Origin of the sequence: Erythrobacter sp. R86502, assembly GCF_042466465.1 — a bacterium.
GTDB lineage: Bacteria > Pseudomonadota > Alphaproteobacteria > Sphingomonadales > Sphingomonadaceae > Erythrobacter.
In genome coordinates, this window is the sequence record NZ_JAXHCJ010000001.1 from 1557053 (window position 1) to 1581627 (window position 24575).

General features: G+C 61.3%; 27 protein-coding genes. 8 read left to right on the top strand and 19 right to left on the bottom strand.

The genetic code is table 11. The features are described 5' to 3' along the window. Positions 1-279: 279 nt before the first annotated feature. Positions 280-519 (top strand): phosphoribosylformylglycinamidine synthase subunit PurS, encoded by a 240-nt coding sequence (purS, locus tag SJY33_RS07530; RefSeq protein ID WP_379922079.1) that lies wholly within the window; start codon positions 280-282, stop codon positions 517-519. Further along, positions 519-1208, top strand: coding sequence for a phosphoribosylformylglycinamidine synthase subunit PurQ (purQ, locus tag SJY33_RS07535; RefSeq protein ID WP_379922082.1), 690 nt, complete (start codon positions 519-521; stop codon positions 1206-1208). Before purS ends, purQ begins: the two co-directional genes overlap by 1 nt. A 9-nt stretch (positions 1209-1217) precedes the next feature. Here the strand turns inward: purQ and SJY33_RS07540 are convergent, their stop codons facing one another. Further along, the gene (locus SJY33_RS07540) at positions 1218-3521 is read right to left on the bottom strand and encodes a putative bifunctional diguanylate cyclase/phosphodiesterase (RefSeq protein ID WP_379923547.1); all 2304 of its coding nucleotides are present in this window, start codon (positions 3519-3521) and stop codon (positions 1218-1220) included. A 133-nt stretch (positions 3522-3654) separates the two neighbouring features. Then, positions 3655-5490, bottom strand: a complete 1836-nt coding sequence (glmS, locus tag SJY33_RS07545; protein ID WP_379922084.1) for a glutamine--fructose-6-phosphate transaminase (isomerizing) — start codon at positions 5488-5490, stop codon at positions 3655-3657. 196 nt (positions 5491-5686) lie between these two features. Between glmS and SJY33_RS07550 the strand changes: the two genes are divergently transcribed. Beyond that, the gene (locus SJY33_RS07550; RefSeq protein ID WP_379922087.1) at positions 5687-7207 is read left to right on the top strand and encodes a CpaF family protein; all 1521 of its coding nucleotides are present in this window, start codon (positions 5687-5689) and stop codon (positions 7205-7207) included. A gap of 17 nt (positions 7208-7224) precedes the next feature. Here the strand turns inward: SJY33_RS07550 and SJY33_RS07555 are convergent, their stop codons facing one another. Then, on the bottom strand, positions 7225-7479 hold the full coding sequence (locus tag SJY33_RS07555) for a hypothetical protein (protein WP_379922089.1): 255 nt from the start codon (positions 7477-7479) through the stop codon (positions 7225-7227). Positions 7480-7533: 54 nt separating this feature from the next. On the opposite strand from SJY33_RS07555, the gene SJY33_RS07560 reads away from it, so the two are divergent. The 3 genes from SJY33_RS07560 (at position 7534) to SJY33_RS07570 (ending at position 8871) form a co-directional block, all read left to right on the top strand. Continuing rightward, positions 7534-8445: a DMT family transporter gene (locus SJY33_RS07560; RefSeq protein WP_379922091.1), complete on the top strand. Its 912-nt coding sequence runs from the start codon at positions 7534-7536 to the stop codon at positions 8443-8445. 62 nt (positions 8446-8507) lie between these two features. After that, the gene (locus tag SJY33_RS07565) at positions 8508-8639 is read left to right on the top strand and encodes a hypothetical protein (RefSeq protein ID WP_379922094.1); all 132 of its coding nucleotides are present in this window, start codon (positions 8508-8510) and stop codon (positions 8637-8639) included. Between the two features lie 100 nt (positions 8640-8739). Further along, positions 8740-8871, top strand: a complete 132-nt coding sequence (locus SJY33_RS07570; RefSeq protein ID WP_379922096.1) for an Entericidin EcnA/B family protein — start codon at positions 8740-8742, stop codon at positions 8869-8871. On the opposite strand, the gene SJY33_RS07575 is transcribed toward SJY33_RS07570, so the two are convergent. The 16 genes from SJY33_RS07575 to SJY33_RS07650 form a co-directional block, all read right to left on the bottom strand. Further along, positions 8868-9470, bottom strand: coding sequence for a DUF938 domain-containing protein (locus SJY33_RS07575; protein ID WP_379922098.1), 603 nt, complete (start codon positions 9468-9470; stop codon positions 8868-8870). The two genes, SJY33_RS07570 and SJY33_RS07575, sit on opposite strands and share 4 nt — an antisense overlap. Next, a complete protein-coding gene (locus SJY33_RS07580) occupies positions 9467-11035 on the bottom strand; it encodes a long-chain-fatty-acid--CoA ligase (protein ID WP_379922101.1) in 1569 nt (522 codons plus the stop codon). Before SJY33_RS07580 ends, SJY33_RS07575 begins: the two co-directional genes overlap by 4 nt. Before the next feature lie 54 nt (positions 11036-11089). Then, positions 11090-11539 (bottom strand): ABA4-like family protein, encoded by a 450-nt coding sequence (locus SJY33_RS07585; protein ID WP_379922103.1) that lies wholly within the window; start codon positions 11537-11539, stop codon positions 11090-11092. Beyond that, positions 11539-12261, bottom strand: a complete 723-nt coding sequence (locus SJY33_RS07590; protein ID WP_379922105.1) for an NAD(P)H-binding protein — start codon at positions 12259-12261, stop codon at positions 11539-11541. The genes SJY33_RS07585 and SJY33_RS07590 overlap by 1 nt, the downstream gene beginning before the upstream one ends. Further along, positions 12254-13417 (bottom strand): deoxyguanosinetriphosphate triphosphohydrolase, encoded by a 1164-nt coding sequence (locus tag SJY33_RS07595; RefSeq protein WP_379922107.1) that lies wholly within the window; start codon positions 13415-13417, stop codon positions 12254-12256. Before SJY33_RS07595 ends, SJY33_RS07590 begins: the two co-directional genes overlap by 8 nt. Before the next feature lie 295 nt (positions 13418-13712). Then, on the bottom strand, positions 13713-14417 hold the full coding sequence (locus SJY33_RS07600) for an aspartate/glutamate racemase family protein (RefSeq protein ID WP_379922109.1): 705 nt from the start codon (positions 14415-14417) through the stop codon (positions 13713-13715). Between the two features lie 93 nt (positions 14418-14510). After that, positions 14511-15491, bottom strand: a complete 981-nt coding sequence (locus SJY33_RS07605; RefSeq protein ID WP_379922111.1) for an alpha/beta fold hydrolase — start codon at positions 15489-15491, stop codon at positions 14511-14513. Further along, positions 15488-16507 carry an SO2930 family diheme c-type cytochrome gene (locus SJY33_RS07610; RefSeq protein WP_379922113.1) on the bottom strand — a complete coding sequence of 340 codons (1020 nt, stop codon included), beginning with the start codon at positions 16505-16507 and terminating at the stop codon, positions 15488-15490. Before SJY33_RS07610 ends, SJY33_RS07605 begins: the two co-directional genes overlap by 4 nt. Continuing rightward, entirely contained in the window at positions 16504-17712 is a 1209-nt protein-coding gene (locus tag SJY33_RS07615) for a parallel beta-helix domain-containing protein (RefSeq protein ID WP_379922115.1), read from the bottom strand. Before SJY33_RS07615 ends, SJY33_RS07610 begins: the two co-directional genes overlap by 4 nt. A 64-nt stretch (positions 17713-17776) precedes the next feature. After that, positions 17777-18145: a hypothetical protein gene (locus tag SJY33_RS07620; protein WP_379922117.1), complete on the bottom strand. Its 369-nt coding sequence runs from the start codon at positions 18143-18145 to the stop codon at positions 17777-17779. A 43-nt stretch (positions 18146-18188) separates the two neighbouring features. Further along, entirely contained in the window at positions 18189-19646 is a 1458-nt protein-coding gene (locus SJY33_RS07625) for an NAD(P)(+) transhydrogenase (Re/Si-specific) subunit beta (protein WP_379922119.1), read from the bottom strand. Positions 19647-19649: 3 nt separating this feature from the next. After that, positions 19650-19931, bottom strand: a complete 282-nt coding sequence (locus SJY33_RS07630) for a proton-translocating transhydrogenase family protein (RefSeq protein WP_067407592.1) — start codon at positions 19929-19931, stop codon at positions 19650-19652. A gap of 1 nt (position 19932) precedes the next feature. Then, positions 19933-20304 carry a hypothetical protein gene (locus tag SJY33_RS07635; RefSeq protein WP_379922121.1) on the bottom strand — a complete coding sequence of 124 codons (372 nt, stop codon included), beginning with the start codon at positions 20302-20304 and terminating at the stop codon, positions 19933-19935. A gap of 28 nt (positions 20305-20332) precedes the next feature. Beyond that, positions 20333-20698, bottom strand: coding sequence for a PH domain-containing protein (locus SJY33_RS07640; protein ID WP_379922123.1), 366 nt, complete (start codon positions 20696-20698; stop codon positions 20333-20335). Positions 20699-20702: 4 nt separating this feature from the next. Continuing rightward, entirely contained in the window at positions 20703-21824 is a 1122-nt protein-coding gene (locus tag SJY33_RS07645; protein ID WP_379922125.1) for an NAD(P) transhydrogenase subunit alpha, read from the bottom strand. 12 nt (positions 21825-21836) lie between these two features. Beyond that, entirely contained in the window at positions 21837-21959 is a 123-nt protein-coding gene (locus SJY33_RS07650) for a hypothetical protein (protein ID WP_379922127.1), read from the bottom strand. 300 nt (positions 21960-22259) lie between these two features. On the opposite strand from SJY33_RS07650, the gene SJY33_RS07655 reads away from it, so the two are divergent. Next, positions 22260-23705, top strand: a complete 1446-nt coding sequence (locus tag SJY33_RS07655; protein ID WP_379922128.1) for a sigma-54-dependent transcriptional regulator — start codon at positions 22260-22262, stop codon at positions 23703-23705. Between the two features lie 31 nt (positions 23706-23736). Continuing rightward, the gene (locus tag SJY33_RS07660) at positions 23737-24498 is read left to right on the top strand and encodes an SDR family NAD(P)-dependent oxidoreductase (RefSeq protein ID WP_379922129.1); all 762 of its coding nucleotides are present in this window, start codon (positions 23737-23739) and stop codon (positions 24496-24498) included. The last annotated feature ends 77 nt before the right edge of the window (positions 24499-24575 follow it).

Consider the following 24575-nt stretch of genomic DNA (forward strand, 5'->3'; position numbering starts at 1 on the left):
ACCATGCGTGTGTTCGCCGCGGCCCGTGACAGTTTTGTCCGATTCGCGCGATGGGGGCGCGGTGCAATGTTTCAGCAAAAGGGCAGTTGGGTGGCGATCTTTCGACAGTTGTTGCAACAAAGTTACAATCGATGGCAATTGATTACCGGTTTATGACAACGCCCGCCAATGTGGAGCACACCAGTTTGCCAATCACTGTGATTGCGTGCCCGCCGTGCGGCGTTATAGGAGCGTCGAAACCGGCCGTGTGACAGGCCCAGCGAATATGGAGCAACAGACATGCAAGTGCGCGTCCTCGTCCGATTGAAACCCGGCGTGCTCGATCCGCAGGGGCGGGCCGTCCACCACGCGCTCGAAGGCCTCGGTTTTGACGGCGTGCAAGATGTGCGCATTGGCCGCCTGATCGAACTGGACGTCGCTGATGGCACCGACCACCAAACCATTCAGGCGATGTGCGAAAAGCTTCTCGCCAATACGGTGATCGAAAGCTTCACGATCGACACAGGGGCAACAGGGTGATGGCGTTCCGGGCGGCGGTTATCACCTTCCCCGGCTCCAATTGCGACCGGGACATGGCTACTGCTTTGGAGACGGTGTCAGGCCAATCGGCACTGCGCGTATGGCATGGCGATGCGGCGCTTCCCGAACGGCTTGATCTGATCGCGCTCCCGGGCGGATTTTCCTATGGCGATTACCTGCGGTCGGGCGCGATGGCGGCGACCAGCCCGATCATGCGCGCCGTCATCGCCGCGGCAGAACGCGGCGTGCCGGTGCTGGGCATATGCAACGGGTTTCAGGTACTTACCGAAGCGCGGCTTCTTCCCGGTGCGCTGCTTCGCAATGCCGGACAGCGTTTCGTGTGCCGAACCGTGGGCCTCACTGTCGAGAACGACGCCTCGCCGTTCACATTAGGCTTCTCCGCAGGCGAGACGATCCGCATCCCGGTCGCGCATCATGATGGCAATTACCATGCGGATGCAGCAACGCTGGATCGTCTCGAAGGCGATGGTCGCATCGCGTTCCGCTATGTTGAAAACTGCAACGGTTCCGCCCGCGATATCGCCGGAGTTCTTAGCGACAACGGCCGGGTGCTGGGCATGATGCCGCATCCTGAACGTGCCATCGAACCTGCGGCGGTTGCATCGATGGGCGGGACCGATGGCCGCCGGTTGTTCGAGAATATCCTGACAAGCTTCGCTGACGCCTGACAGATACGATCAGGCGCGGCGTTCCGCTGGCCGGTTGAAAATGCTGCGCGCGTCTTCGGCTGTCATCGGGCGCCCGAAATAGAAGCCCTGAATCTTGTCGCATCCCAGGTTGCGGATCAGATCGGCTTCCTCGATGGTTTCCACCCCTTCGGCCGTAGTAGACATCTTGAGACTTTTGGCCATCGCGACAACCGCATTGATGATGGCAAGGCTTTCGGCGCTTCCCTGCGCCGCGCCTTGCACAAATGTGCGATCGACCTTGATCGTTGAGAAGCGCAGCTTGCGCAAATATCCGAGCGACGAATAGCCCGTACCAAAGTCATCAAGCGCCACTGAACATCCCAGCGCCATCACCTGTTCCAGCGCGTTGCGGGCCACACTCGCGTCCCTGAGAAAGATGCTTTCGGTGACTTCGATTTCCAGCCGGTCAGGCTTCAACCCGGTCATGGCAAGCGCTTGCTTCACCTCTTCGATAAAGGCCGGCTCAAGCAGTTGTTCGGGCGAGACATTGACGTTCACCTTGATGTGGTTCGGCCAGTTGAGCGCCTCGTGGCAGGCCTCGCGCATCACCCATTGCCCAATCGGCACAATCAGGCGTGTATCTTCCGCCAGCGGAATGAATTTGCCGGGACTGACAAAACCGTGATCGGCGCTGTTCCATCGCACCAGCGCTTCGAAGCCCACCACGCTTTCGCTTCGGGCATCAACGACCGGCTGATAATGCAGCACCATCTCATCGCGGCCCAACGCCTTGCGCAAAGAAACTTCAAGCTGGCGCCGTTCTTCGGCAAGGGCGTGGAGTTCTGGTTCAAACCGGAAATGCTCCCCGCCGCCCAGATCCTTCGCACGGTACAACGCAAGATCGGCGTTGCGCATTAATTCTTCGACGCTGTTGCCATCACGGGGCCCTTCGGCCGAACCGACGCTGGCGCCCACATACAAGGTATGGTGATCCACCTGATAGGGCTCTGACAGCCGCTCGATCACCTTCTGCGACAATTCGCGGACACAGCCCGGCGTGCTCGCATCGCGGATAACGATGGCAAACTCATCGCCGCCCAGCCGCCCGCACATCTGACTGTCACCCATCAGCGACTGCAACCGTGCCGATACCTGACTAAGCAGCTTGTCACCCGTCATGTGCCCCAGCGAATCATTCACGGCCTTGAACCGGTCAAGATCGACCATCAGCAGCGCACAGCGGGTGCGCCATTGCACGGCGTATCGCAGCGCGTCGCCGAGGGATTCGGTAAGGTGAAGCCGGTTTGGTAGCTGGGTCAGGGTGTCGTACCTGGCCAGATAGGCGATCTTTTCAGAAGACTTGCGTTGTTCGGTCACATCGGACCCGACCCCGCGGAAACCGAGGAAACGTCCCTGTTCGTCGCGCATGGGCGTGCCGGACAGTTCCCACCAGCGTTCTTCGCCCAGGATCTGAACCTGCACGATCATGTTTGAAAAGTTTTCGCGATTTTTCAACCGCTCGGCCAGATCGTGTAGGCTTGCGGGGAATTGTCCGTTGTCCCAGTTGACGCCTGAAATCATCTCCAACAGCGGTTTGCCTTCGATGTCGGACTGCAATCGTCCCAAGGCAAAGGCGAAACGCGGTGAGACGGAACGAAGGCGTCGGGCGGGATCGACTTCCCACAGCCAGTCGGCCTCGTTTTCCTCGAATTCTCGCAGCAACAGGGAAACCACGGCGTCGCGTTCGATCACTGCCGCTTCGGCCATGCGCGCTTTCACAAAAGTCGAACGCACTTGGATCGTCGCCACGATCCCCGCAATCGTAAACAGGATCGCACCGCAAACCGCCAGCCACTGTGACTCCAGCGCCAGCGACAGAACCGTGCCTACGCCAAGGATCGCAATATAAATGATAACGCTGAGCGGCGATGTCGAAAACACGAAGGTTGACGACATCATCATCACCAGCACGATCAGCAGCATCGTGATCGCCTGGGCACCGTCCGCGAGCCAAGGGAACGCCAGCAACGCCGCAACCCAACACGCAGCTGCCGCAATGGCGTTGATGTTCTGCGTCCGCTCGATCGCGGCAGGACCAGCACGGTAGGACGGGTCAACCAGTAGAAGATCCGTTTGCCGTGTCTTGTAAAGCATTACGGCCAGAATGGCCGCCCACACCAACACGGGCGGCGCGCCAATCAATGGCACGAACACAACCCCCACGAACACGGCCACCAGCACATTGGCAAGGACCCGGTTTCGGCTGGCACGTGCAAGTTCGGCGTGCTCATCCCCGCGCAGCCGCGTGGGATCAAATGCCGGATTGCGCGACAGCCCGAGGATATCGGCCATCGGCAATTCGACTGCCGTAAGCGTCGATAGCGGGGCGGTGGGCTTGGTCACTGCACGAGTGCCTAGCGCGTAATGGTTAGTGTGCAGTAAAGGCGCAGCGACATCTTACGAAGCCACCGCTGGGCATTCCCGGCTATTCGACGGTCACAGACTTGGCGAGATTGCGCGGCTGGTCGACATCGGTGCCCTTCACGACTGCCACGTGATACGCCAGCAGTTGAACCGGAACGGCGTACACCATTGGCACAATCAAAGGGTGAACCACGGGCATTTCGATAGTGGCGATGCAGCCTTCCCCCGCTTCCGCGATCCCCTTGGCATCGGAGATAAGAACTACCTGCCCGCCGCGTGCGCGCACTTCTTCCATGTTTGATATCGTCTTTTCAAACAACGGCCCCGAAGGTGCAATCACCACGACCGGCACGGCATCATCGATCAACGCGATGGGGCCATGCTTCATTTCCCCCGCAGCATAACCCTCTGCATGGATATAGCTGATTTCTTTCAGCTTCAATGCGCCTTCAAGCGCCAGCGGATAATCCTGACCGCGGCCCAGATACAGCACATCGCGTGCCGGGACGACAAGATGGGCCATTGCGGCAATGTCATCATCATGCGCAAGCGCAGCGTTCAGCGCGGCTGGTGTTTCGAGCAGATGGCGCACGATCTCGGCCTCTTCATCGCGGCTCAGGCGCCCTTTCTTCACTGCAACATGCGCCGCCAATGCAGCAAGTACGGCGAGCTGACAGGTGAACGCCTTTGTCGAGGCAACGCCGATTTCGGGTCCGGCATGCGTAGGCAACAGCAAGTCCGCTTCGCGCGCCATCGTGCTGGTTGGGACATTGACCACCACGCCGATAATTTGGCCGTTGGCCTTGCAATGCCGTAGCGCGGCCAAGGTATCGGCCGTTTCCCCGCTCTGCGAAATGAACAGTGCCAAGCCGCCATCTTCCAGCACTGGATTGCGATAGCGGAATTCCGACGCGACATCGATGTCGACAGGCACGCGGGCGAATTGTTCGAACCAGTACTTGGCCACCATCCCGGCATAGAAGCTTGTGCCGCAGGCCACGATGGTCAGACGGCGGATGCTCGACAGATCGAAATCGATTTGGGGCAGCGCGACAGAGTTGTCGGAACGACGCAGATAGGACGCCAGCGTTTGCGCCACCACCGTGGGTTGTTCGTAAATTTCTTTCTGCATGAAATGACGATAATTGCCCTTTTCCACTGCAGCAGCAGACGCGCCCGATGCGCGGATTTCACGGGTGACGGGCGTATTGTCCGCATCATAGATTTGTGCGCCGTCGCGGCGCAGCACCACCCAGTCGCCTTCTTCCAGATAGGTGATCTGCTGCGTCAGCGGCGCAAGCGCCAACGCGTCGGAGCCCAGATACATCTCCGCCCCATCCCCTTGTGGGCCATAGCCCAGCACCAGCGGCGAACCCAACCGTGCGCCGATCAGCAGATCGGGATAGCGCCGGAAAGCGACAGCAAGCGCGAACGCTCCGCGAAGGCGCGGCAGCACCGCGCGCACTGCAGATTGGGGATCGGCTCCGGCTTCAAGTTCGGCTGAGATCAGGTGCGCGACCACTTCACTGTCGGTTTCGCTCTCGAACACGCGGCCCTGGCCAGTCAATTCGGCGCGAAGTTCCTTGAAGTTTTCGATGATGCCGTTGTGCACGATCGCCACTTCGTCGGTGGCATGCGGGTGTGCATTGGCAGCAGTAGGGGCTCCGTGCGTCGCCCAACGCGTGTGGGCAATGCCGACATCCCCCGACACCGGATCGCGGGCCAGCACAGCCACCAGATTGGCAAGGCGCCCTTCGGCCCGGCGGCGAACCAGTGCGCCATCATGCAAGGTGCAGATCCCGGCGCTGTCATAGCCGCGATATTCCATGCGCTTCAAACCATCGACCAAACGGTCGGCCACGCTGGCACTTCCCACGATCCCGATGATGCCGCACATAGTTTTCCGGTTTCCCTAGTTTGTGGATCGCGTCGCTCTACCCAAGCCCGGATCAACTGCAAGCGCCGCGAACGACGAGTGGCGGGGGGCTTAGGAAAAAAACAACCTTTCCGACCTATTCACCATTCTTCGAGACGCACCCTTCGCTTTGTTAGGGCGAAGTGCGCAGGGTTTTACAAAGCCTCGGGGGCTGGGAATGAGCGCATTCGGTAAAAAGGGCAATGCTGGCGGAATGAAGCCCGGCTCTCGGCCGGCCTTTGGTGTCGCCCGTCCGATGAAGGGCGCTGGCGCTGGTCCGCGCGGCGGCGAACAGTTCCCGCCTATCCCCGGCGAGGTTGCAGCCGCGCCTGCACAACCGGCTGCATCGTCGCGCCCGGCAACCACATCTGAAGCGATCGATCGCCTGAATGAACGCATGTCTGCGGTCAATGACGGCAATTCCGAAGTCGGCGGGTTCGAAGCCAGCGTTCACAAGATCAAGGAACAGGTGCTGCCGCGCTTGCTCGAACGGGTTGATCCTGAAGCAGCGGCAACGCTGTCGAAGGAAGAGCTGTCCGAAGAATTCCGCCCGATCATCATGGAAGTGCTGGCCGAACTGAAGGTCACGCTGAACCGGCGCGAACAGTTCGCGCTGGAAAAGGTGCTGATCGACGAACTGCTTGGCTTTGGGCCGCTCGAAGAACTGCTTAACGATCCCGACATTTCCGATATCATGGTCAACGGGCCGGACCAGACCTACATCGAAAAGAAGGGCAAGCTGGTGCTTGCCCCGATCCGCTTCCGCGATGAACAGCATCTGTTCCAGATTGCACAGCGCATCGTGAACCAGGTTGGCCGCCGTGTTGACCAAACCACCCCGCTGGCCGACGCTCGCTTAAAGGACGGCTCGCGTGTGAACGTTATCGTGCCGCCGCTCAGCTTGCGCGGCACCGCGATCTCGATTCGTAAGTTTTCCGAAAAGCCCATCACTCTGGATATGCTGCGCGACTTTGGTTCGATGTCTGACAAGATGTGCACCGCGCTGAAGATCGCAGGCGCATGCCGGATGAACGTGGTGATTTCGGGCGGTACGGGCTCCGGCAAGACCACGATGCTCAATGCGCTGTCCAAGATGATCGACCCGGGCGAACGTGTGCTGACGATCGAAGATGCGGCCGAACTTCGCTTGCAGCAGCCGCACTGGCTGCCGCTGGAAACACGCCCGCCCAACCTTGAAGGCCAGGGCGCGATCACCATTGGCGACCTCGTCAAGAACGCCCTGCGTATGCGTCCTGACCGCATCATCCTGGGCGAAATTCGCGGCGCGGAATGTTTCGACCTTCTGGCCGCGATGAACACCGGTCACGATGGCTCGATGTGTACGCTCCACGCCAACAGCCCGCGCGAATGCCTTGGCCGTATGGAAAACATGATCCTGATGGGCGACATCAAGATCCCCAAGGAAGCTATCAGCCGCCAAATTGCCGAATCGGTCGACCTGATCGTTCAGGTCAAGCGTCTGCGCGATGGTTCACGCCGCACCACCAACATCACCGAGGTGATCGGGATGGAAGGCGACGTGATCGTGACGCAGGAACTGTTCAAGTTCGAATATCTGGACGAAACCGATGACGGGAAAATCCTGGGTGAATTCCGCGCCAGCGGTCTGCGCCCCTACACGCTGGAAAAAGCCCGGCAGTTCGGGTTCGATCAGGCGTATCTGGAAGCCTGCCTGTAAAGCTGAAATGCAGTAAGCTACAGCCCACCCAACACAACCGGCAGGCTCATCGCGAGGCACCCTCCGCCTGCAATCGCAGACAGCATGAACAGGCCCGTCCACGGGACCCATCCGACTTGTTCAAGGCGATCGAGATTGCGCCGTTTGATCCGTCTTCGCTCCATGTAACCGGCAATTGCAGCCAGCGCCCATAACGCTGCGCCGACCCATGCCAGCTGCGCGGCATCGCTCATCAAGGCAAATTGCGCGGTCATGTCCATGGCGCGTTGCATGTAGGCGCGCCTGCGGCTTGCGCAATCCCCACAGCTCGGCCAAGCGGACTGTCGATGGATGGCTCGATCGCCCGCCCCCGCCCCCTGCTTGCGCTGGGCGTGCGACTGCTCGCCGCGCTGGCGTTGGCCACGATGGGCATGCTGGTCAAATTGGCGGGCGAACGCGGCGCGCATCTGATGGAGCTGATCTTTTGGCGGCAATTGCTGACAGTGGTGCTGCTGTTGGCCGGGCTTGCGTTGACCGGAAGGTTGGCCATGCTCAAGACCCGCAGGCTACCCGCGCATGCGCGGCGCGCCGCGACAGGGCTGGTTGGGATGGTATTCACCTATGGCGCGGTCTTGCTGCTACCTCTGACAGAGGCAACCACGCTCGGCTTTACCGCTCCCGTCTTTGCCGTGCTGATTGCGATGGCGCTGTTTGGCGAACGCATCGGCCGGTATCGCTGGGCGGCGGTCGTGATCGGGTTTGCAGGTGTGATCGTGGTGATGCAGCCATTTTCAGGTCTACACGAAGGCGTGACGCTTACTGGCGTGGCGGTAGGCCTGATTGCACCCTTCATGGTTGCGCTAATCAGCTTTCAGATCCAGGATCTCAACACCACCGAAAACCCGTGGCGTATTGTCTTCTGGTTCGCAACTCTCAGTTTGCCGGTCGCCGCGCTGGCGCTGCCCTTTGTGATCAGTGCGCACGATCCGGTGACATGGGCGCTGATTGTCGGCATGGGACTGGTCGGCGCGCTGGCGCAGATGTTGCTGACCACCTCGCTTCGGTTCGGATCGGCCGCCGTCATTTTGCTGATGGATTACACCGCCTTGCTGTGGGCCAGCTTCTACGGGTATTACATCTTTGATCGTGCTGCGCCGACAAGCCTTTGGCTCGGTGCGCCTTTGATCATCGCTGCAGGGCTGCTAATCGCTTGGAGAGAACGGCAACTCGCCCGATCTCGGGTGCGCTCTGGCGAATAGAATGGACCTTTTTGATGTACGCTGCGGTTTCCGGTCCGGTAATTGTTACCAAGGAGCACCCCATGAACAAGCGTAACCTGATTCTAGCCCTTGCTGCCGTTCCCGCCATTCTGGCCGCCAGTGCCTGCAATACCGTCGAAGGCGCAGGCGAAGACCTGCAATCGGCTTCGCGCGAGGTGAAGGAAGAAATCTGATTTTTTCCTGAAACGTGGGCGGTGCTTCACGCTATTGTCAGGAAGGTTTAGGCAGGCGTCTGCGCCGATCTTTCAAGATTGACGAGAAGGAACCTGATAAATGATCCGCAATATGCTTGCTGCCACCGCCCTCACCATTCTTGCGCTTGGCGCGACCGCCTGCAACCCTGTCAAGGGTGTGGGCGAAGATATCAAATCCGTTGGCCGTGCGGGTGAACGCGCCATCGATTAATCCTTTCGGTACACAAGCATGATGTTGTTGGCCGGCAGCGCATGGCGTGCGCTGCGGGCCATCTTGTGTTGCACGCCGAGAATATCCAGAGCTTCGGCATCGCGCAGTCCCCATGCGGCATTGCGTAGCTTCAGACTGGAATCGAATTCCAGATTGGACGGCGCTGTGACAATGTCACGCTCGATAAAGGGGCCGTACAAGATCAATGGTTGGCCCCTGCCCAATAATTGCGCAGCGCCCCGGAAAAGCCCAAGGGTGGCTTCCCGCGGAGCGATATGTACCATGTTGATGCACACGATCGCATCAGCATTTTCAATTGGCCAGCGATCCGGTGATGCCGCATCCAGCATCAATGGCGCGCGCAGATTGGGCAGCGCGCTTTCATCGCGATAGGCGGCGATCGAAGCCAAGGCATCGGGTGATGGATCAGTCGCAATCCACTCCAGGCCGGCAAAGCGTTGGGCGAAGGCTATGGCATGTTCCCCTGTCCCTGCCGCAATTTCGAGCACAGTGCCCGAATCTGGCAATTCCTGGGCAAGAACCGCCGCGATCGGATCACGATTGCGCTGGGTTGCCGGGGCGTGCTGTTTGGCAGTCATGACACCTGCCGATCCTGCCCGGCCCAGTACGGCGCGCGCAGTTCGCGGCGCAGGATCTTGCCACTGGCATTGCGCGGCATGGCGGGAATTACATCGACGCTTTTGGGGGACTTAAAGGCGGCGATACGTTCGCGTGCCCATGCGATGACATCATCGCCATCGACCGTGTGCCCCGGCTTTGCCACAACGCAGGCTTTGACCTCTTCGCCCCACTTGGCGCTCGGCACGCCGATTACCGCCACTTCGGCAATGGCGGGATGGCCGTAGATCGCGCTTTCCACCTCCGCCGGATAGACATTTTCACCGCCCGAAATGATCATGTCCTTGATGCGGTCCTGAATATAGACATAGCCGTCTGCGTCCATAATCCCAGCGTCCCCAGTGTGCAGCCAACCATCAGGATCAATGGTGCGGCGTGTTGCGTCGGGCAGCTTCCAGTAACCCGGCGTATTGGAAGGCGAACGGATGCAGACTTCGCCGATTGTCCCACGCGCCGCTTCGCGATTTTCGCTGTCGCGCACTTCGATGTCCACGCCCGGACACGCCTTCCCCGCGGAACGCATGCGCATATTGCCTTCAAGGCTATGATCTTCGGGCGGCAGGATCGACACCGTGCCGCTGGTTTCGGTCATGCCATAGGCTTGCAGGAAGCGGGTCGATGGCATGGTGCGCACCGCTTCTTTTAGCAGTTCAAGCGGCATCGGCGCAGCGCCATACATCAGATATTTGAGGTTGGTGAAATCGGTCGTCGCGGCCAGGGGATGCTGCACCACCATCTGCAAGGCCGCCGGGACGATGAACATATGGGTGGCCCCCGCCCCGATTGCCTCCAGCACGCCGACCGGCGTAAATTCGGCCTGAACCAGACTGCGCACCCCATTGGCGACAGCGATGTTAACAAGGCCCGTCCCGCCAATGTGCGCACACGGCATGGCCACCAGCATGCAATCGTCGGGTTCGTAAAACTGCCAGTCAAGACCTGCCGCATTGCCCGGATTGCGTAGCCCGAAAAGGTTGGCGTTGGTCAGCATCGCGCCTTTGGGATTGCCGGTCGTGCCCGATGTGTAGAGCTGCAGCACCGGATCATGCACGCCGGGGGGCGTATAGTCAGCGGGTGACAGACGGCTTGCCTCCGCCCGCGCAGCTTCTGCCTCGATCACTTCGGGACGAACGGGAAGGCCATCGGCCACCTGGCGCCCTGTCTCCAAAAAATCGGGATCGACAAACAGCAGCTTGGCATCCGTATCCCCCAGAATGTAGGCCACCTCTGGCGCCGCAAGACGCCAGCCGATGGGCACCATCACCGCGCCCATCCGTGCTGCGGCGATATACAGCAAAAAATAGGTGTCGCGGTTCTTGCCGAGCCATGCGATCCGGTCGCCCTTCGCGATCCCGCGTGCCTGAAACATCGCGATCATCTGACGGGTCAATGTGTCCGCTTCGGCAAAGGTCGTTGTCCGCCCATCCTGGTCGAAGGCGGGACCGCCGGGTCGCTCGCTTGCCCAAAAATGCAAGATCGCATCGAAGGTCTGATGATCGTGATAGGCGTTGTGCGCCATGGCCATGCTCTCTCCCAAAAGCTGTCGGGACAGAGGTTAAGCTGAAGGATGCCCCCCGGTCTAGCGAAACCGCCCCTGCCGCCGCGCAACTGGTTCGCGCAAAGCAAGCCACACCAGCAGGCCGAGAGGCCCGGCAACAAAGGTCGCCAGCAGCACCGGAGCCTGCACAAACCGCGAAATGCCCTTGGCATCGCCATCGCGCGCGATCCAGATTCCCACGAACAGATCAAAGGCGAGATAGTGGGTCCAGCCAATCGTTACCCCGGCGTCACTGGCAAAGATGGCGCGTACGCCGGCAATGGTGGTAAAATCAGCTCCGCCCCCACCCGTGTTGGGGATCACGCCGGTCAGCAGGCCGATCAGGCCGCTAGCGTAGATACTGCATAACAATCCCACACCCAGATACAGGATGGCCGACAGCAAAGCCGGCCATCGCGGAAGCAGGATCAACGCTGCCCAGGCAATCAGGGCCAGCACATTCACCATGCCGAATATCGCAGTCCACGCCATTACGCCGCATCCTCAGTGTCATTGATACGGCGCCATTCGCGCGCGGCGCGGCGCATCGCTTCGTTATCGTGGGTAAAGCGTCCGCCTGCCCGGCGCAGCGCCAATCCCAAAGCGGCTTCGGCCACCAACCCAGCATCGATGGAGCGGAACCGCGCCCATGATCCAGCCAGCAAGGGGTCAATCAACGGCGCTGCGATAATGGCGGCGCGTTCGGCCAGCCGCAGATCGCCTTGCCGTGTTCCGCGCAGTAATCCCGGGTGAAGAATATCAAGCCGTTTGAAACCGATCCGTGACAGCGCATTTTCGGTTTCACCCTTAACGCGCATGTACAGCGTCTTCGACCGGGCGTCGGCCCCCGCCGCGCTGACCATCACCATGTTGGCAATCCCGGCGCGCTTGGCCGCTTCGGCGGTGGCGATAACCAGATCGTGATCGACACTGCGGAATGCGGATTCATCGCGCCCCGCTTTTTTCCATGTCGTGCCCAGCGCGCAGATCAAAGCGCGCGGGCTTAGCGCGTCGAACACTTCGCCCCATCGTTGCGGATCGGACACGAACATCTCCATCCGCGCACCCGGTGGCAGCGGGGCTTCGCGGCGGGCAATCCCGACAATCCGCACATCATCGCCGCTGCTGGCCACTTCGATCACGCGGCGCCCCACCAGTCCTGTTGCGCCGACCAGCGCGATACGCACCGGCGCACTGTTGTGCGGATCAGACATTGATGAGCCCCACCGGCCGCTCGCCATAGATTCGGCCGACAGCCTGCATGGCGAAGCGGTCGCTCATCCCCGCAATGAAATCTGCGATCACCCGCGCACGGTCAGGATCGTGCGAGGGCAGACGCGGTTGCCAGTCGTCAGGCATCAAGGTGGGGTCTTGCGCATAAGCGGCATACAACCGGGCCACCACGTCGCGCGCCCGTTCGGCAGCCGCGATCTGTTCGGGGTGGTAGTAGAGGCGTTCGTACATGAAGGATTTCAGACGGCGTTCCTGCAGCGCCATCGCAGGCGAAAATCCGGCGAGCTGCCGGCCTGCGCTGCGCACCTCCGCCACCGAACCGCAATCTTTCACCTGCGCTGCGGTGTGGCTAATCACATCATTCACCATCAAACCGATCTGGTCGCGTATCATCTCACGCAGCAAACGCTCTCGCGGGGCGTGAGGGAAGCGCTTTTCGACGTTACGCCACTGGTCTGCGAGGAAATCGAGCGTGAGAAGATCGTCCAGCGCCAGAAAGCCTGCGCGCAGACCATCATCGATATCGTGATTGTCGTAGGCAATATCATCGGCGATGGCGGCCACCTGCGCTTCCAGCGATGGCCACGTCTGCAGATCAAGCGGAAACGCCGCGTCGAGTTCGGCAAGCGCCCAATTCGGCGCGGCAACAGGTCCATTATGCTTGGCAAGACCTTCGAGCAAATCCCAGGTCAGGTTCAGCCCATCATGTTCAGGATAGGGGCATTCGATCCGCATGACCGTACGCAGCGCCTGCGCGTTATGGTCGAACCCGCCATGGCGTTCCATCGATTGCGACAGGGCCGCCTCGCCCGCGTGGCCGAACGGGGGGTGTCCCAGATCATGGGCAAGGCACAATGCCTCTGTCAGGTCTTCATCGAGCCGCAAAACGCGGGCGATCACCCGGCCGATCTGCGCAACTTCAAGACTGTGAGTCAAACGGGTGCGGTAATGATCGCCGTCAGGTGCGATGAAAACCTGCGTTTTAGACTTCAGGCGCCGAAAGCTCATCGAATGGATGATCCTGTCGCGATCGCGCTGGAAAGGGCTGCGCGGCCCCCTTTGTTCTCCGCTGCCGGATCGGGCAAACTCGCGCGATGCAGGGGCTTCGGGATCGGCGGCATAGGGGGCGCGGGTCATCACAGGTGCGCGCCTAGGCGAGGCTGGTAGGGTTCTCAACGGGAACGGGGGGTGAACACGGCGTAAATCGCCTGTGAACAATCGTTTGCCAAGCGGATTATGGGGCCGCCCTCCGGTGATTGGGGGGAGGAGGACGGCCCCAAGGGCCCATCGGTGCGACCCGAAGACCCGGATCATGCCTGTTACGTTTCCGCGACAAAATCCACGCGCCCCTTAGAAGAGAACGTTAACAAGATGCACCCCATGCAATGCTGCAATGCGGCAAGATGACCGTTCAAACCGATGAGCGGAAGATTTATCCGGCGTCGTTCTGTTCGAGAATCCAGTCTGCAGCCGCTTCGCAGTGGATTCGCGTGCTGTCGAAGATAGGCAGGACGTTGGCGTTAGCGTCCACCACCAGATTGAGCTCGGTGCAGGCAAGCACGATCGCTTCGGCGCCTTCCTGCGCCTTGTTGGTGATGATCGTTTTCATCGTGCGTTCGGCTTCGCGGGTAACTTTGCCCACCATCAACTCATCATAGATGATCCGGTCCAGCATTTCGACATAGTCGAGATTGGGCGGCAGCAGGTCTATTCCATGCGAAACAAGCCGTTTGCGATAGAAGCTTTCGGTCATCACGTTACGGGTGCCCAGAACTGCGGCGTTGTTGACCGACAGACGCTTCATCGAACGGCCAACGCATTCCGCGATGTGCAGGATCGGAATATCGACGGCGGCTGCGACATCATCGTAAAGCCGGTGCATCGAATTCGCACCGATAATCAGCGCCTGCGCACCAGCCCCTTCGAGCCGGCGCGCGCTTTCAACCAGTACGCCAGCGGCGCGTTGCCAATCGCGTTCTTCGCGCAAGGCATAAAGCTGGGAAAAATCCAGACTTTCGATCAGCAGAGGGGCGCTAGCCATCGGGGCGGCGCGTTTCTGGACGATGCGGTTGATGCGTTCGTAATAGGTCGCGGTCGACACCCAACTCATGCCGCCGATGATCCCGAGTTTGCGCAAAGTCGCAGCCTTTCAAATTTTAGTGTGCAGGTGCGAACGGATGTAGGGCGCAAGTGTTCCACCCGTCCAGAGGCCAGATCCGTCTGATGCGGCTTACTCAGTCTTTGGCGACAAGGCGTGCTTGGCAAGCCACGGCTTGAGCCGATCCAGCGTCGCTTGCGGGGCTTCTTCATGCGGCAGATGCCCGATTGCAGGATAGACCACCAGTTCGGCATTGGGCATGGTCCGGGCCAGCCACCTGCCGGATTCCACGGGAATCAAACGGTCTTCCTGGCCCCACAGGATCAGCGTCGGCACGGCAATTCCGGCAATGTCCGCAGTACTGATCGGATCATAGGGATAACCGAACCGCTTCAGCGTAGCGCGGCGATTGCCAGGGTAGCGCAGCAATTCCCAGTACCGGTCGACCGCTGCCTCGTCCGCGACCGCTTTGACCGAAATTGATTGCTCAAGGCTCTGCGCAATCAGGCTGCGCGGAGTAATCTGTTCGGCCAGCCGATTGATCCCCGGGGTCTGCGCGATGGCAAAGCCGATATTGCCGCTGCCCTTATCTTCTTCCTCGTCCGCCGCCAGCATAGGTCCGCCGCTGGCATCCACCAGAACAAGCCCGCTGAGGCGGTCGGGATGTGCCGTTGCAAAAGCCAGCGCGTGTTTGCCGCCCATCGAATTGCCCGCCAGAACGAACTGCGCAAGGCCCATCGCATCGGCGACTTCCAGAACATCGGCCACGTAGTTGTCACGGCTGTAATCATGCGCAGGGTCCGGGCCGGTCAGGCCATGGCCCACTTGGTCGAAACGGATCACCCGGTATTGGCTCCTGAGAGCCGCCGCCCAGGGCTCCCATGTGTGGAGGTCTGCGTTGGAGCCATGGAGCAATATAATCGCAGGCGCATCGCGCGGCCCCTCGTCACGCAGATGCACACGCACGCCATTGCCGATGGTCACGAATTGCGACGGTGGCCCGCCATACTTGGCGCGCATCGCGGCCGCATCGGTATCTGGCGTGCGGAACACCAGAAAGGCGACGGCAAGTACCGCGGCAAGCCCCAGCAGCCCGCGCAAAATCCATTTCATTGCTGTTCCATCTCCGCAATCCAGCGCCGCACCACAGCCACGCCGTCCCTGTCCACTGTGCTCTTCCCCAGTTCAGGCATCGCCACGCCCGGTTCCGCGCTATTCATCCGATGCAGCAGGATCGAAGCATCGGGCTGACCCGGCAGCACCGCGAATGCGTGCCCCCCGGTTCCGCGCCCTGCCGCCACGGGACGCTTCATGAAACCGATCGCGTGGGCGTCCTGTTGTTCCCAACGCAGATCGAGCCCCGAGTTGGATGCCGCGCCGCCGGGCTGGTGGCAGTGCGCACAGTTCACATCCAGGTAAGCGCGGGCCAGCGGTGCAGCAGGGCCGTTCGCGAAGGGGCGCCAATCGGGCAACGTGGCGGCCCCTTGCGGCACGCGGTCAAGCAGCCCGGTCTCAACCATCTGCTGCAGCCAACCCTGTGAAAGATTGCGCGCCTTGGGGCCGATGGGGATCACCGCGCCATCCTTGCTATGGCAGGACTTGCACTGGTTCTTGTTGGGAATGGCATAGGAAATCGCTTCGCCTGCAGGCGTGGTGAGATCGATCCGCCCGCCAGCGAGCGCCAGCGTCGCATCGGTCTGTTCGGCGTTCCAGCGGTAGGGCAGCGCCACCCAGCCTTCCGCCCGGTGGAGCAGCACGCGCGTTTCGATCAGACGGCGCTCGGCGCCCTCGCCGAAAGCGAAGGTCTTGATGATGGCAGCGCCGACCGGGAAGTGCAGCAGGGGCTCATCGTCTGCAGTCATCTGGGTGCCTTCGGGCAGGTAGATGAACCGCAATTTTTCCGCCCCATCCGACCACAGCGCGGTGTTGAGCGAATAGGGATGCACGCGGCCCGAAGGGCGCTGCCCGCGCCCATCCTGAAAGAATGCAAATTCGCTCAGTGCCTTCGGAAAAGCCGCGTCGGTGATGGCGGCATCGTTGACCGGCTCAGGCTCGAGGACGGTCCCATGAGCCATCGCCGCGCCCATTACCGTGCAAGCAAGCGCGAGAAGTCCGACACTGCGCTTCACCTGAGCCGTGCCTCCAGCGCTGCAGGAGCCCCATATCGTACGACTCCGCCCACATTGATCGATGATTTCAATGTCACCGTCTGTGGCCTCGCCTTGTCAAATCCAGCGGCTTGATGCGGGAGACCAAGAGTCCATGCAGCTTGGTTGTCCGGAGAACCCGCTTCAGGTGCCTCCCCTAACCCATCCCACAGAACAGGCGGCAAGCTCCCCCCAAAGGCGGCCAACAGCATCGGCGCACCGTCAATCTGCGGATCGTAGCCATTCCGGCCGAACCGATTGCGATTGATCCTAACGTCTCGCGGCGCAGGGTCGTAACGCGCATCATCAAAGGCGTTGGGATAACTGATCACCATGACCGCGGTGGTCGGGTTGCGGTCAATCCAGTTTTCCTCGATGACGACGTTCTCGTTCGCCATCACCATAATCCCGGTACCCCGCCGCACCCCCGCTACGATATTGCCCGGCGGAGCGAAATTCGGCGTATCGTTGTCTACCACCACGTTGCCCGCAATTGTTACATTGCCGCCGTTCATCACTGGCAGGCTGGGCAGATCGAAAACCAGAATGCCGCCGGTGTTGCGGGTGGCGAGGTTGTTGTGGACGATGGCGTTGCGGCTGTTTTCGATCTCGATCCCGGCAACATTGTATTCGGCGACCGAATAGCGAACCGTGATGTCCTTCGACTGGCCGACATAGATGCCTGCGTCCGATGCGCCAGACACTACGCAGCCATCGATCAGCACCCCGGTACTTTCAACCGGGTAGAGGCCATAAGCGCCATTGCTTGCCTTGGGTCCACCGGTCCATGTTACCTGAAGGCGGTAATAGACAATGTTGTCCGCACCCTTGGACTTGATCGCATCGCCCTTGGCATTCTCGACCGCGAAATCGCGCAAGGTGACCTCGTCACTGGTGACGAGCAGCCCTTCGCCCGCACCTTGCTGTCCGGTGAAATCGAGGATGGTCTGTTGCATCCCGGCGCCGCGCACCGTCACCCCGTCGACATCGAGGCTGAGGCCGTCGTTCAGCACAAACCTCCCGGCGCCCAGTTCGATCACATCGCCGGGCGCCGCCAGAATCAGCGCCTCCTGCAACCTCTCGCTAGCGCCCTCGCCCGGGTCGACCCGGTGGGTTTCTGCAGATAGCGGCGCGCCTGAAAATGCGGCGGTCGCCAGCAAGGCGGCAGCCAAAGCCGGACGTGTCATGATGTTCTCCCTCTCCGCCGCGCAGTGTGGCGCATCGAAGGGAGGCTTGGCAAGCTGCGGTTCGTCAGCCCAGGCCGACAACACACAGCGCTGCCGAACTGCTGGTTACGGCCAGCACCTCGGCATCGCCCACCCGCGCGACGCGGTCGACATAGCCTTTCAGCGTGGTGGGCCGCGCCGGTTCATTACCCTGCGGTTTAAGCGCTTCAAGCTTGCGAAGCTGGTCGATCGTCAGGCGGTCGACCATGCGCGTCGCCATGCAATCGGCATTGCCGCGGTCAAGCCCGGCATCGATCAACGCGCTTTCCACCCGGCTTTTGGCGATGGTCTGCGCGCAGGCGCCCAGCAATATCGCGGCAAGGCCAAGCCCGCCCAAACGCAGGGCGATTGCGCCTTTGCGCACGGCGCCGGAATCATGATTTTGCATCGTCATCTTCTCACCTGCGATAACCGGATCACAGCCGGTCGACTTACGCCTAATCCAGCGCTTTGACGATTTCCTCAACCATCTTCTTGGCGTCGGCCAGCAGCATCACGGTCTGGTTCATGTAGAACACATCGTTGTCGACCCCGGCATAGCCGACGCCCCCCATCGAACGCTTGATGAAGAACACCTGCTTGGCCTTGTCGACATCGAACACCGGCATCCCGTAGATCGGCGAAGACTTGTCGGTCTTGGCCGCCGGGTTCACCACGTCATTCGCGCCGATAATGAAGGCAACGTCGGCCTGCGCAAATTCGGAGTTGATGTCTTCGAGTTCGAACACCTCGTCATAGGGCACCGATGCCTCGGCGAGCAGCACGTTCATGTGCCCCGGCATCCGGCCTGCGACGGGGTGGATGGCGTATTTCACCTCCACGCCCTTTTCGCGCAGCTTGTCGCCCATTTCGCGCAAGGCGTGCTGCGCCTGCGCGACCGCCATGCCGTAGCCGGGGATGATGATGACCTTTTCAGCTTGTTCAAGCATGTAGGCCGCGTCTTCCGCGCTGCCCTGCTTGTAGGGCCGCTGTTCGCGCGCGCCGCCGGCGCCGGCCGCTTCGGGCGCGGCACCGAAACCGCCCGCGATCACCGAAATGAAGCTGCGGTTCATCGCGCGGCACATGATGTAGCTGAGGATCGCGCCCGACGAGCCGACCAGCGCGCCGGTGATGATCATCGCGCTGTTGCCCAGCGTGAAGCCCATCGCCGCCGCCGCCCAGCCCGAATAGCTGTTGAGCATCGACACCACGACCGGCATGTCCGCCCCGCCAATCGGGATGATCAGCAGGAAGCCGATGATGAAGGCCAGCACCGCAATCGCGATGACCATCCAGCCCTCACCCGCGCCGCCATCGGGCGATATGGTGTAAAGCGCGATCAGACCAAGGATCGCCCCCAGCGTGCCCAGATTGATGACATGCCGCCCCGGCAGCATGATCGGCGAACCGCTCATCCGGCCCGACAGCTTGAGAAAGGCGATGATCGAGCCCGAAAACGTAATTGCGCCGATGGCGATGCCAAGGCCCAGTTCCACCCGACTGACCGCCATGATCTGCCCGGCGGCATCGACAATGCCGAAGGACTGCGGATCGAGCCACGCGCCAAAGCCCACGACCACAGCGGCAAGGCCGACAAGGCTGTGGAAGCCCGCCACCAATTCGGGCATCGCGGTCATCGCGATGCGGCGCGCAATTACGACGCCGATCGCGCCGCCGATGCCGACCGCGATCAGGATTTCGACAATGTTGGCGATGTCATGCGTGACCAGCGTGGTCGCAACCGCGATCGCCATACCGATCATGCCGTTGCGGTTGCCCGTTTGGCTGGTCGCGGGGCTCGAAAGCCCGCGCAGCGCGAGGATGAAAAACACGCCCGAAACGAGGTAGGCGAGCATTGCCCAGGCAGGCGTGGCCGAAGCACCAGCAGCGCCGGAGGCAAGAATGGAGAAGCTCATCTCTTACTTCCCCTTTTTCTTGTACATCGCGAGCATGCGCTGCGTCACGGCAAAGCCGCCGAAGATGTTGATGCTTGCCAGCACCACCCCGAACAGGCCGAGATATTTGGCAATCGGGCTGTTCGCCTCTGCCGAAGCAATCAGCGCGCCAACGATGATCACCGACGAAATCGCATTCGTCACCGCCATCAACGGGGTGTGCAGCGCCGGGGTAACCGACCAGACGACGTAATAGCCGACAAAGCAGGCCAGCACGAAGATTGAGAGAATCGAGATAAAGTCCATGTCAGCCCCTTGTTGCGGTCCATGGCAGAACGAAATTGCGGCCCTCGGCCCAGGTCTGGCCGATCATCTTCCCATCCACGAGACAGGCGGAAGTGTGATAGAGGCCCTGGCCATCGGTGGTGCGAAAGGCGACGCACCTGCGCCCCTGCGCGCTGCCTGCGTGTCCGGCGATGATAGCGCTGTTGTAGAAAAGGCCTGTGACCGCGCCATCATCCGCAATCGCGAGGGTCATCGGCTGCGTGTAAGGCGCGTCTGCAAGATCCAACCTGAGATCAACAGTCCAGCTGCCAACCATAGCGGCAACGCCATCATCTGCCGGCGCGGCGGCAATCGATAGTGCGGCCAGCGAGGTTGCCGCCAAACGCGCTATCATGTGAAACCGCCCCCCCATGCGAACCCCCTTATTTGCCCGGTGCCAGATATTCTGTCAGCAACGTCACCAGCCCCGGCACATCGGCGCCGCGGCTCACGTTAAATGCGATCGGCGCGCTGCCCGAAACGGTCAGCGTCAGTTCGGTATCCAGATCAAAATGCCCCGCGCTTTCCAGCGTGAAGGTGGTGATTGCACGATACGGGATGGTCACGAAGCGCTTCTTCGATCCAGTCAGCCCCTGCACATCGATCATCAGGATACGGCGATCCGTGAAAATGATCGAATCGCGCACCAGCTTGAACGCCATGCGCACCTGTTCGCCGTGACCAAGCGCATAGGCGAGATCATCCGCCGCGTCGGCTGTATCCCAGACGGTGGCGTTGATCAGGCCCATTGGTTCAACTCAGCAGCCTTTCGCTGACAACCTTGCCGCCCTGCGTCAGACGGATGGCATTGCCGATTTCCTCGTCGAGCACGGGATGCCCCGCCTCCTTGTCCCAGAAGGCGCTGAGGAAGTTGTAGTGGTTGCGTGCGAACAGCGCTGAAGCGTCCGCGGGGAGCTGCGCCGGGGTATTCGAATAGCCGATGATCTTGACGCCGTGCTTCTCGACCATCTGATCGGCGACCGATCCTTCGACATTGCCGCCCTGCGCCACCGCAAGGTCGAAGATCACGCTGCCGGGCTTCATCGTGGCGATTTGCGCATCGGTGACGAGGCGCGGCGCGGCGCGGCCCGGGATCAGCGCCGTCGTGATGACGATGTCCTGCTTGGCAATGTGCGAAGACACCAGTTCGGCCTGTGCCTTCTGATATTCCTCACTCATTTCGGTGGCATAGCCGCCCGAACCTTCGCCTTCGATCCCGGCGACATTCTCGACGAAGATCGGCTTGGCGCCCAGCGACTGGATCTGTTCCTTGGTGGCGGAGCGCACATCGGTCGCCGAAACCTGCGCGCCCAGACGGCGGGCAGTGGCGATGGCCTGAAGCCCCGCCACACCCACACCCATGATGAAAGCGCGCGCGGCCTGCACGGTGCCAGCCGCCGTCATCATCATCGGGAAGGCGCGGCCATAGGCATCGGCGGCTGCCAGCACTGCCTTGTAACCGGCAAGGTTCGATTGCGAGGACAGCACGTCCATGCTCTGCGCGCGGGTGATGCGCGGCATGAACTCCATGCTCAGCGCCTCGTAACCGGCGGCGGCATAGGCATCGACCACGTCGCGGCGCGCAAAGGGATCGAACAGCGCCGCCACCGATGCCCCCGGCTTTGCACCCGCCAGCAGCGCCGCATCGGGCGCCTGAATGCCCAGCACGATATCGGCATCCCTGACCACCGCGGCTGCATCTGCAACCGTCGCCCCGGCTTCGGCATAGGCGGCATCGGTGATCGAAGCGATCACCCCTGCGCCCGCTTCCACCGCAACGCTGCAGCCCAGCGCTGCAAATTTCTTCACCGTTTCCGGGGTGGCGGCAACGCGCGTCTCACCGGACGCGCGTTCTTTCAGGATGGCGATTTTCACTGGGCCGCGGGCTTAGCTGGCGATCATGGCGACAACGATGAACGCGATTACCGCGATCACCGGAACAGCCCATTTGAGCGTTGCCATGAAGCCGCCATAGGTTGCTTCGGCCTTTTCCATATCGTGAACAGTCATTGGTCGTAATTCCCCTTGGGCGTTCAAACGCGCCGCGGCGCGATTGGTTGCCGAATGGTTGTCGGAAATAATGCGGGGCCGCAAGGCCCTTGAGCGATGCCGTATCGAAGCCGCAGGCCTATCTCAAGTCACCTTTCGCACCGCGACGACTTCGGCAGGCGGCATTCCTACCGGTTCTCACCTGTCCCGCCGCGGTACAGTCTTAATCCCGTTTTTACCTCCCTGCCTTATGCCGAAGCCTTGCAAGGCACCGTTCCCGAGGGGGTTCGGTGAGCCCTATGAAAGCGAGCGGCAGGACTAATGGCGGATATTGATTGCCACCCCCACGTGCAGGAAGACGCGCGAATCGTCATGTTGATCGACGATGAGCCCGCGCAATCGCGGCTCATCACCGCGATTGCGGCGCGTGATGGCTGGCGCACGATCGTGGCGAGCGATGCGGAAACCGCGATTGCGATGCTGGGCACACGCGAAGGAATGCAGCTGTCTGCCATCCTGCTTGACCAGTGGGTGCCGGGTGACGATGCCTGTCAACTGATCGCCGAGCTAAAATCGCGCCGCCCTGCCCTGCCGATCTTGATGCTCACCACCAGCGCATCACCGTTGCTTGCGGTCGAAGCAATGCGCGCAGGCGCAAGCGATTACCTCGTCAAACCTGTCTCCCCCGATCGGCTGATGGAGGCGTTGCGCAGCGTGACCACGCGCGAATCGGCCCGCGATGAACTGGCGCCGCTGACCGAAAAAATGTCCGCCAGCCTTGATTTCGATGCGATGATCGGCACCGCGCCGCAATTCCGCGCCGCGCTGGCACAGGCCGCCAAGGCTGCTCGCGGGCACGGCCATGTCCTGATCGAAGGCGAAACCGGCACCGGCAAGGAAATGCTGATGCGCGCGATGCATGGCGCATCGCCCCGCGCCAAGGAAACGCTGCGAATCGTCAACCTTGCCTCGATCCCTCCAGGCTCGATCAATTCGGTGCTGTTCGGGCACGAACCCGGCAGCTTCCCCGGCGCCTTCGACCGGCAGATCGGCGCGTTCCAGAATTGCGATGGCGGCACGTTGATCCTTGACGAGATCGACCGGTTGACGCCGGTGCTGCAGCAACGCCTGTCCGAAGCGCTGGAAAGCGGGATTATCCGCCCGGTCGGCGCCAGTTACGGCTTCCGGGTCGATGTGCGGCTGCTGGTAACCAGCAATGTCGGGCTTGATCGGATGGTGGCGGCGGGCCAGTTCGACGCAGGGCTTGCCGCGCGACTGGGCGCCACGCGGATCGTGTTGCCGCCCTTGCGCGAACGCAGCGGCGATATCCCTGCACTTACGCGCCACTTCCTTGCCCGTATCGGTGAACAGCCGGGGCTAAACCATCTGTCCGTATCCGACAGCGCGCTGGCATTGCTGGCGGCCTATGATTGGCCGGGCAATGTCCGGCAGCTGCAATCGGTGCTGTTCCGCGCTGCGGTCTATTGCGAAAGCAATTCGCTGGGCGCGGACAGCTTCCCCCAATTGTCCGAAATGCTTGGCGAACAGGGCAGCGTCACCGTGGCCAGCGCGCATGAAGGCGTGGGCATCATGCTGTACACCGATGATGGCAACCTGCGCCCGCTGGAAGATATCGAAGCGGACGTAATCCGGCTCGCCATCGGCCATTACCGCGGCCGCATGACCGAAGTGGCGCGGCGGTTGGGGATTGGCCGGTCCACCCTGTATCGCAAACTCAGCGATCTGGGCATTGACAACGCGGCTTGATCGGCAGGCCTGTCGGCCCTAGCCCGTTGTCATGACCATCTTGCAAGATTTCGCCGGGCGTTCGGCGCTCGTCACGGGCGCAGCATCGGGCATTGGTGCCGCCTGCGCCCAATCATTGGCCGCACGCGGCGCATCACGTCTGTTCCTTGTCGATGTCGATGCCGCAGGGCTCGATGCGCTCGACCTGCCCGGCTGCGAGGTTCACCGCATCGTGGGCAGCGTTGCTGACGATGCGCTGTGGCAGTCGCTGGAACCGCAACTGACCGGGCTGGATCATGCAGTCGTCAATGCCGGGATCGGTTCCGGCGGGCCGATCGCCAGTGTGTCGCTCGCCGAATGGCGCAGGGTGATGGCTGTCAATCTTGATGGCGCATTCATGACGCTGGCATCATCGCTGCGTGCGATGCAGGCAAAGGGCGGCAGCGCGGTGGTGGTGGCATCGACCACCGGGATCAAGCCGGTCGCCGGGATCGGGCCTTACGGCGTGTCAAAGGCAGCGGTTGCGCACATGGCCCGCATTGCCGCCTTGGAAAACGCATCCAAGGGCATTCGCGTCAATGCGATAGCCCCAGGCGGAGTGGATACCGCCATCTGGGAAAGCGGCGCCAATTTTCAGCGGTCGGTCGCGGCCATCGGGCGTGACGCCACGCTGAAAGCCATGGCCAAGACAACCCCGCTAGGACGCTTCGCGACCTCCGAAGAAATGGCCGACACGATCCTTTATCTGCTTGGCGATGCCGGATCCAACATTACCGGCCACGTGATGGTATCGGACGGCGGCTTTATTCTTTGATCTTCAACGCTTTTTCAGCAAATTTCCAACCCGGCCCAAAATGTTTCACGTGAAACATAGCAAGAACATTTTGAGCC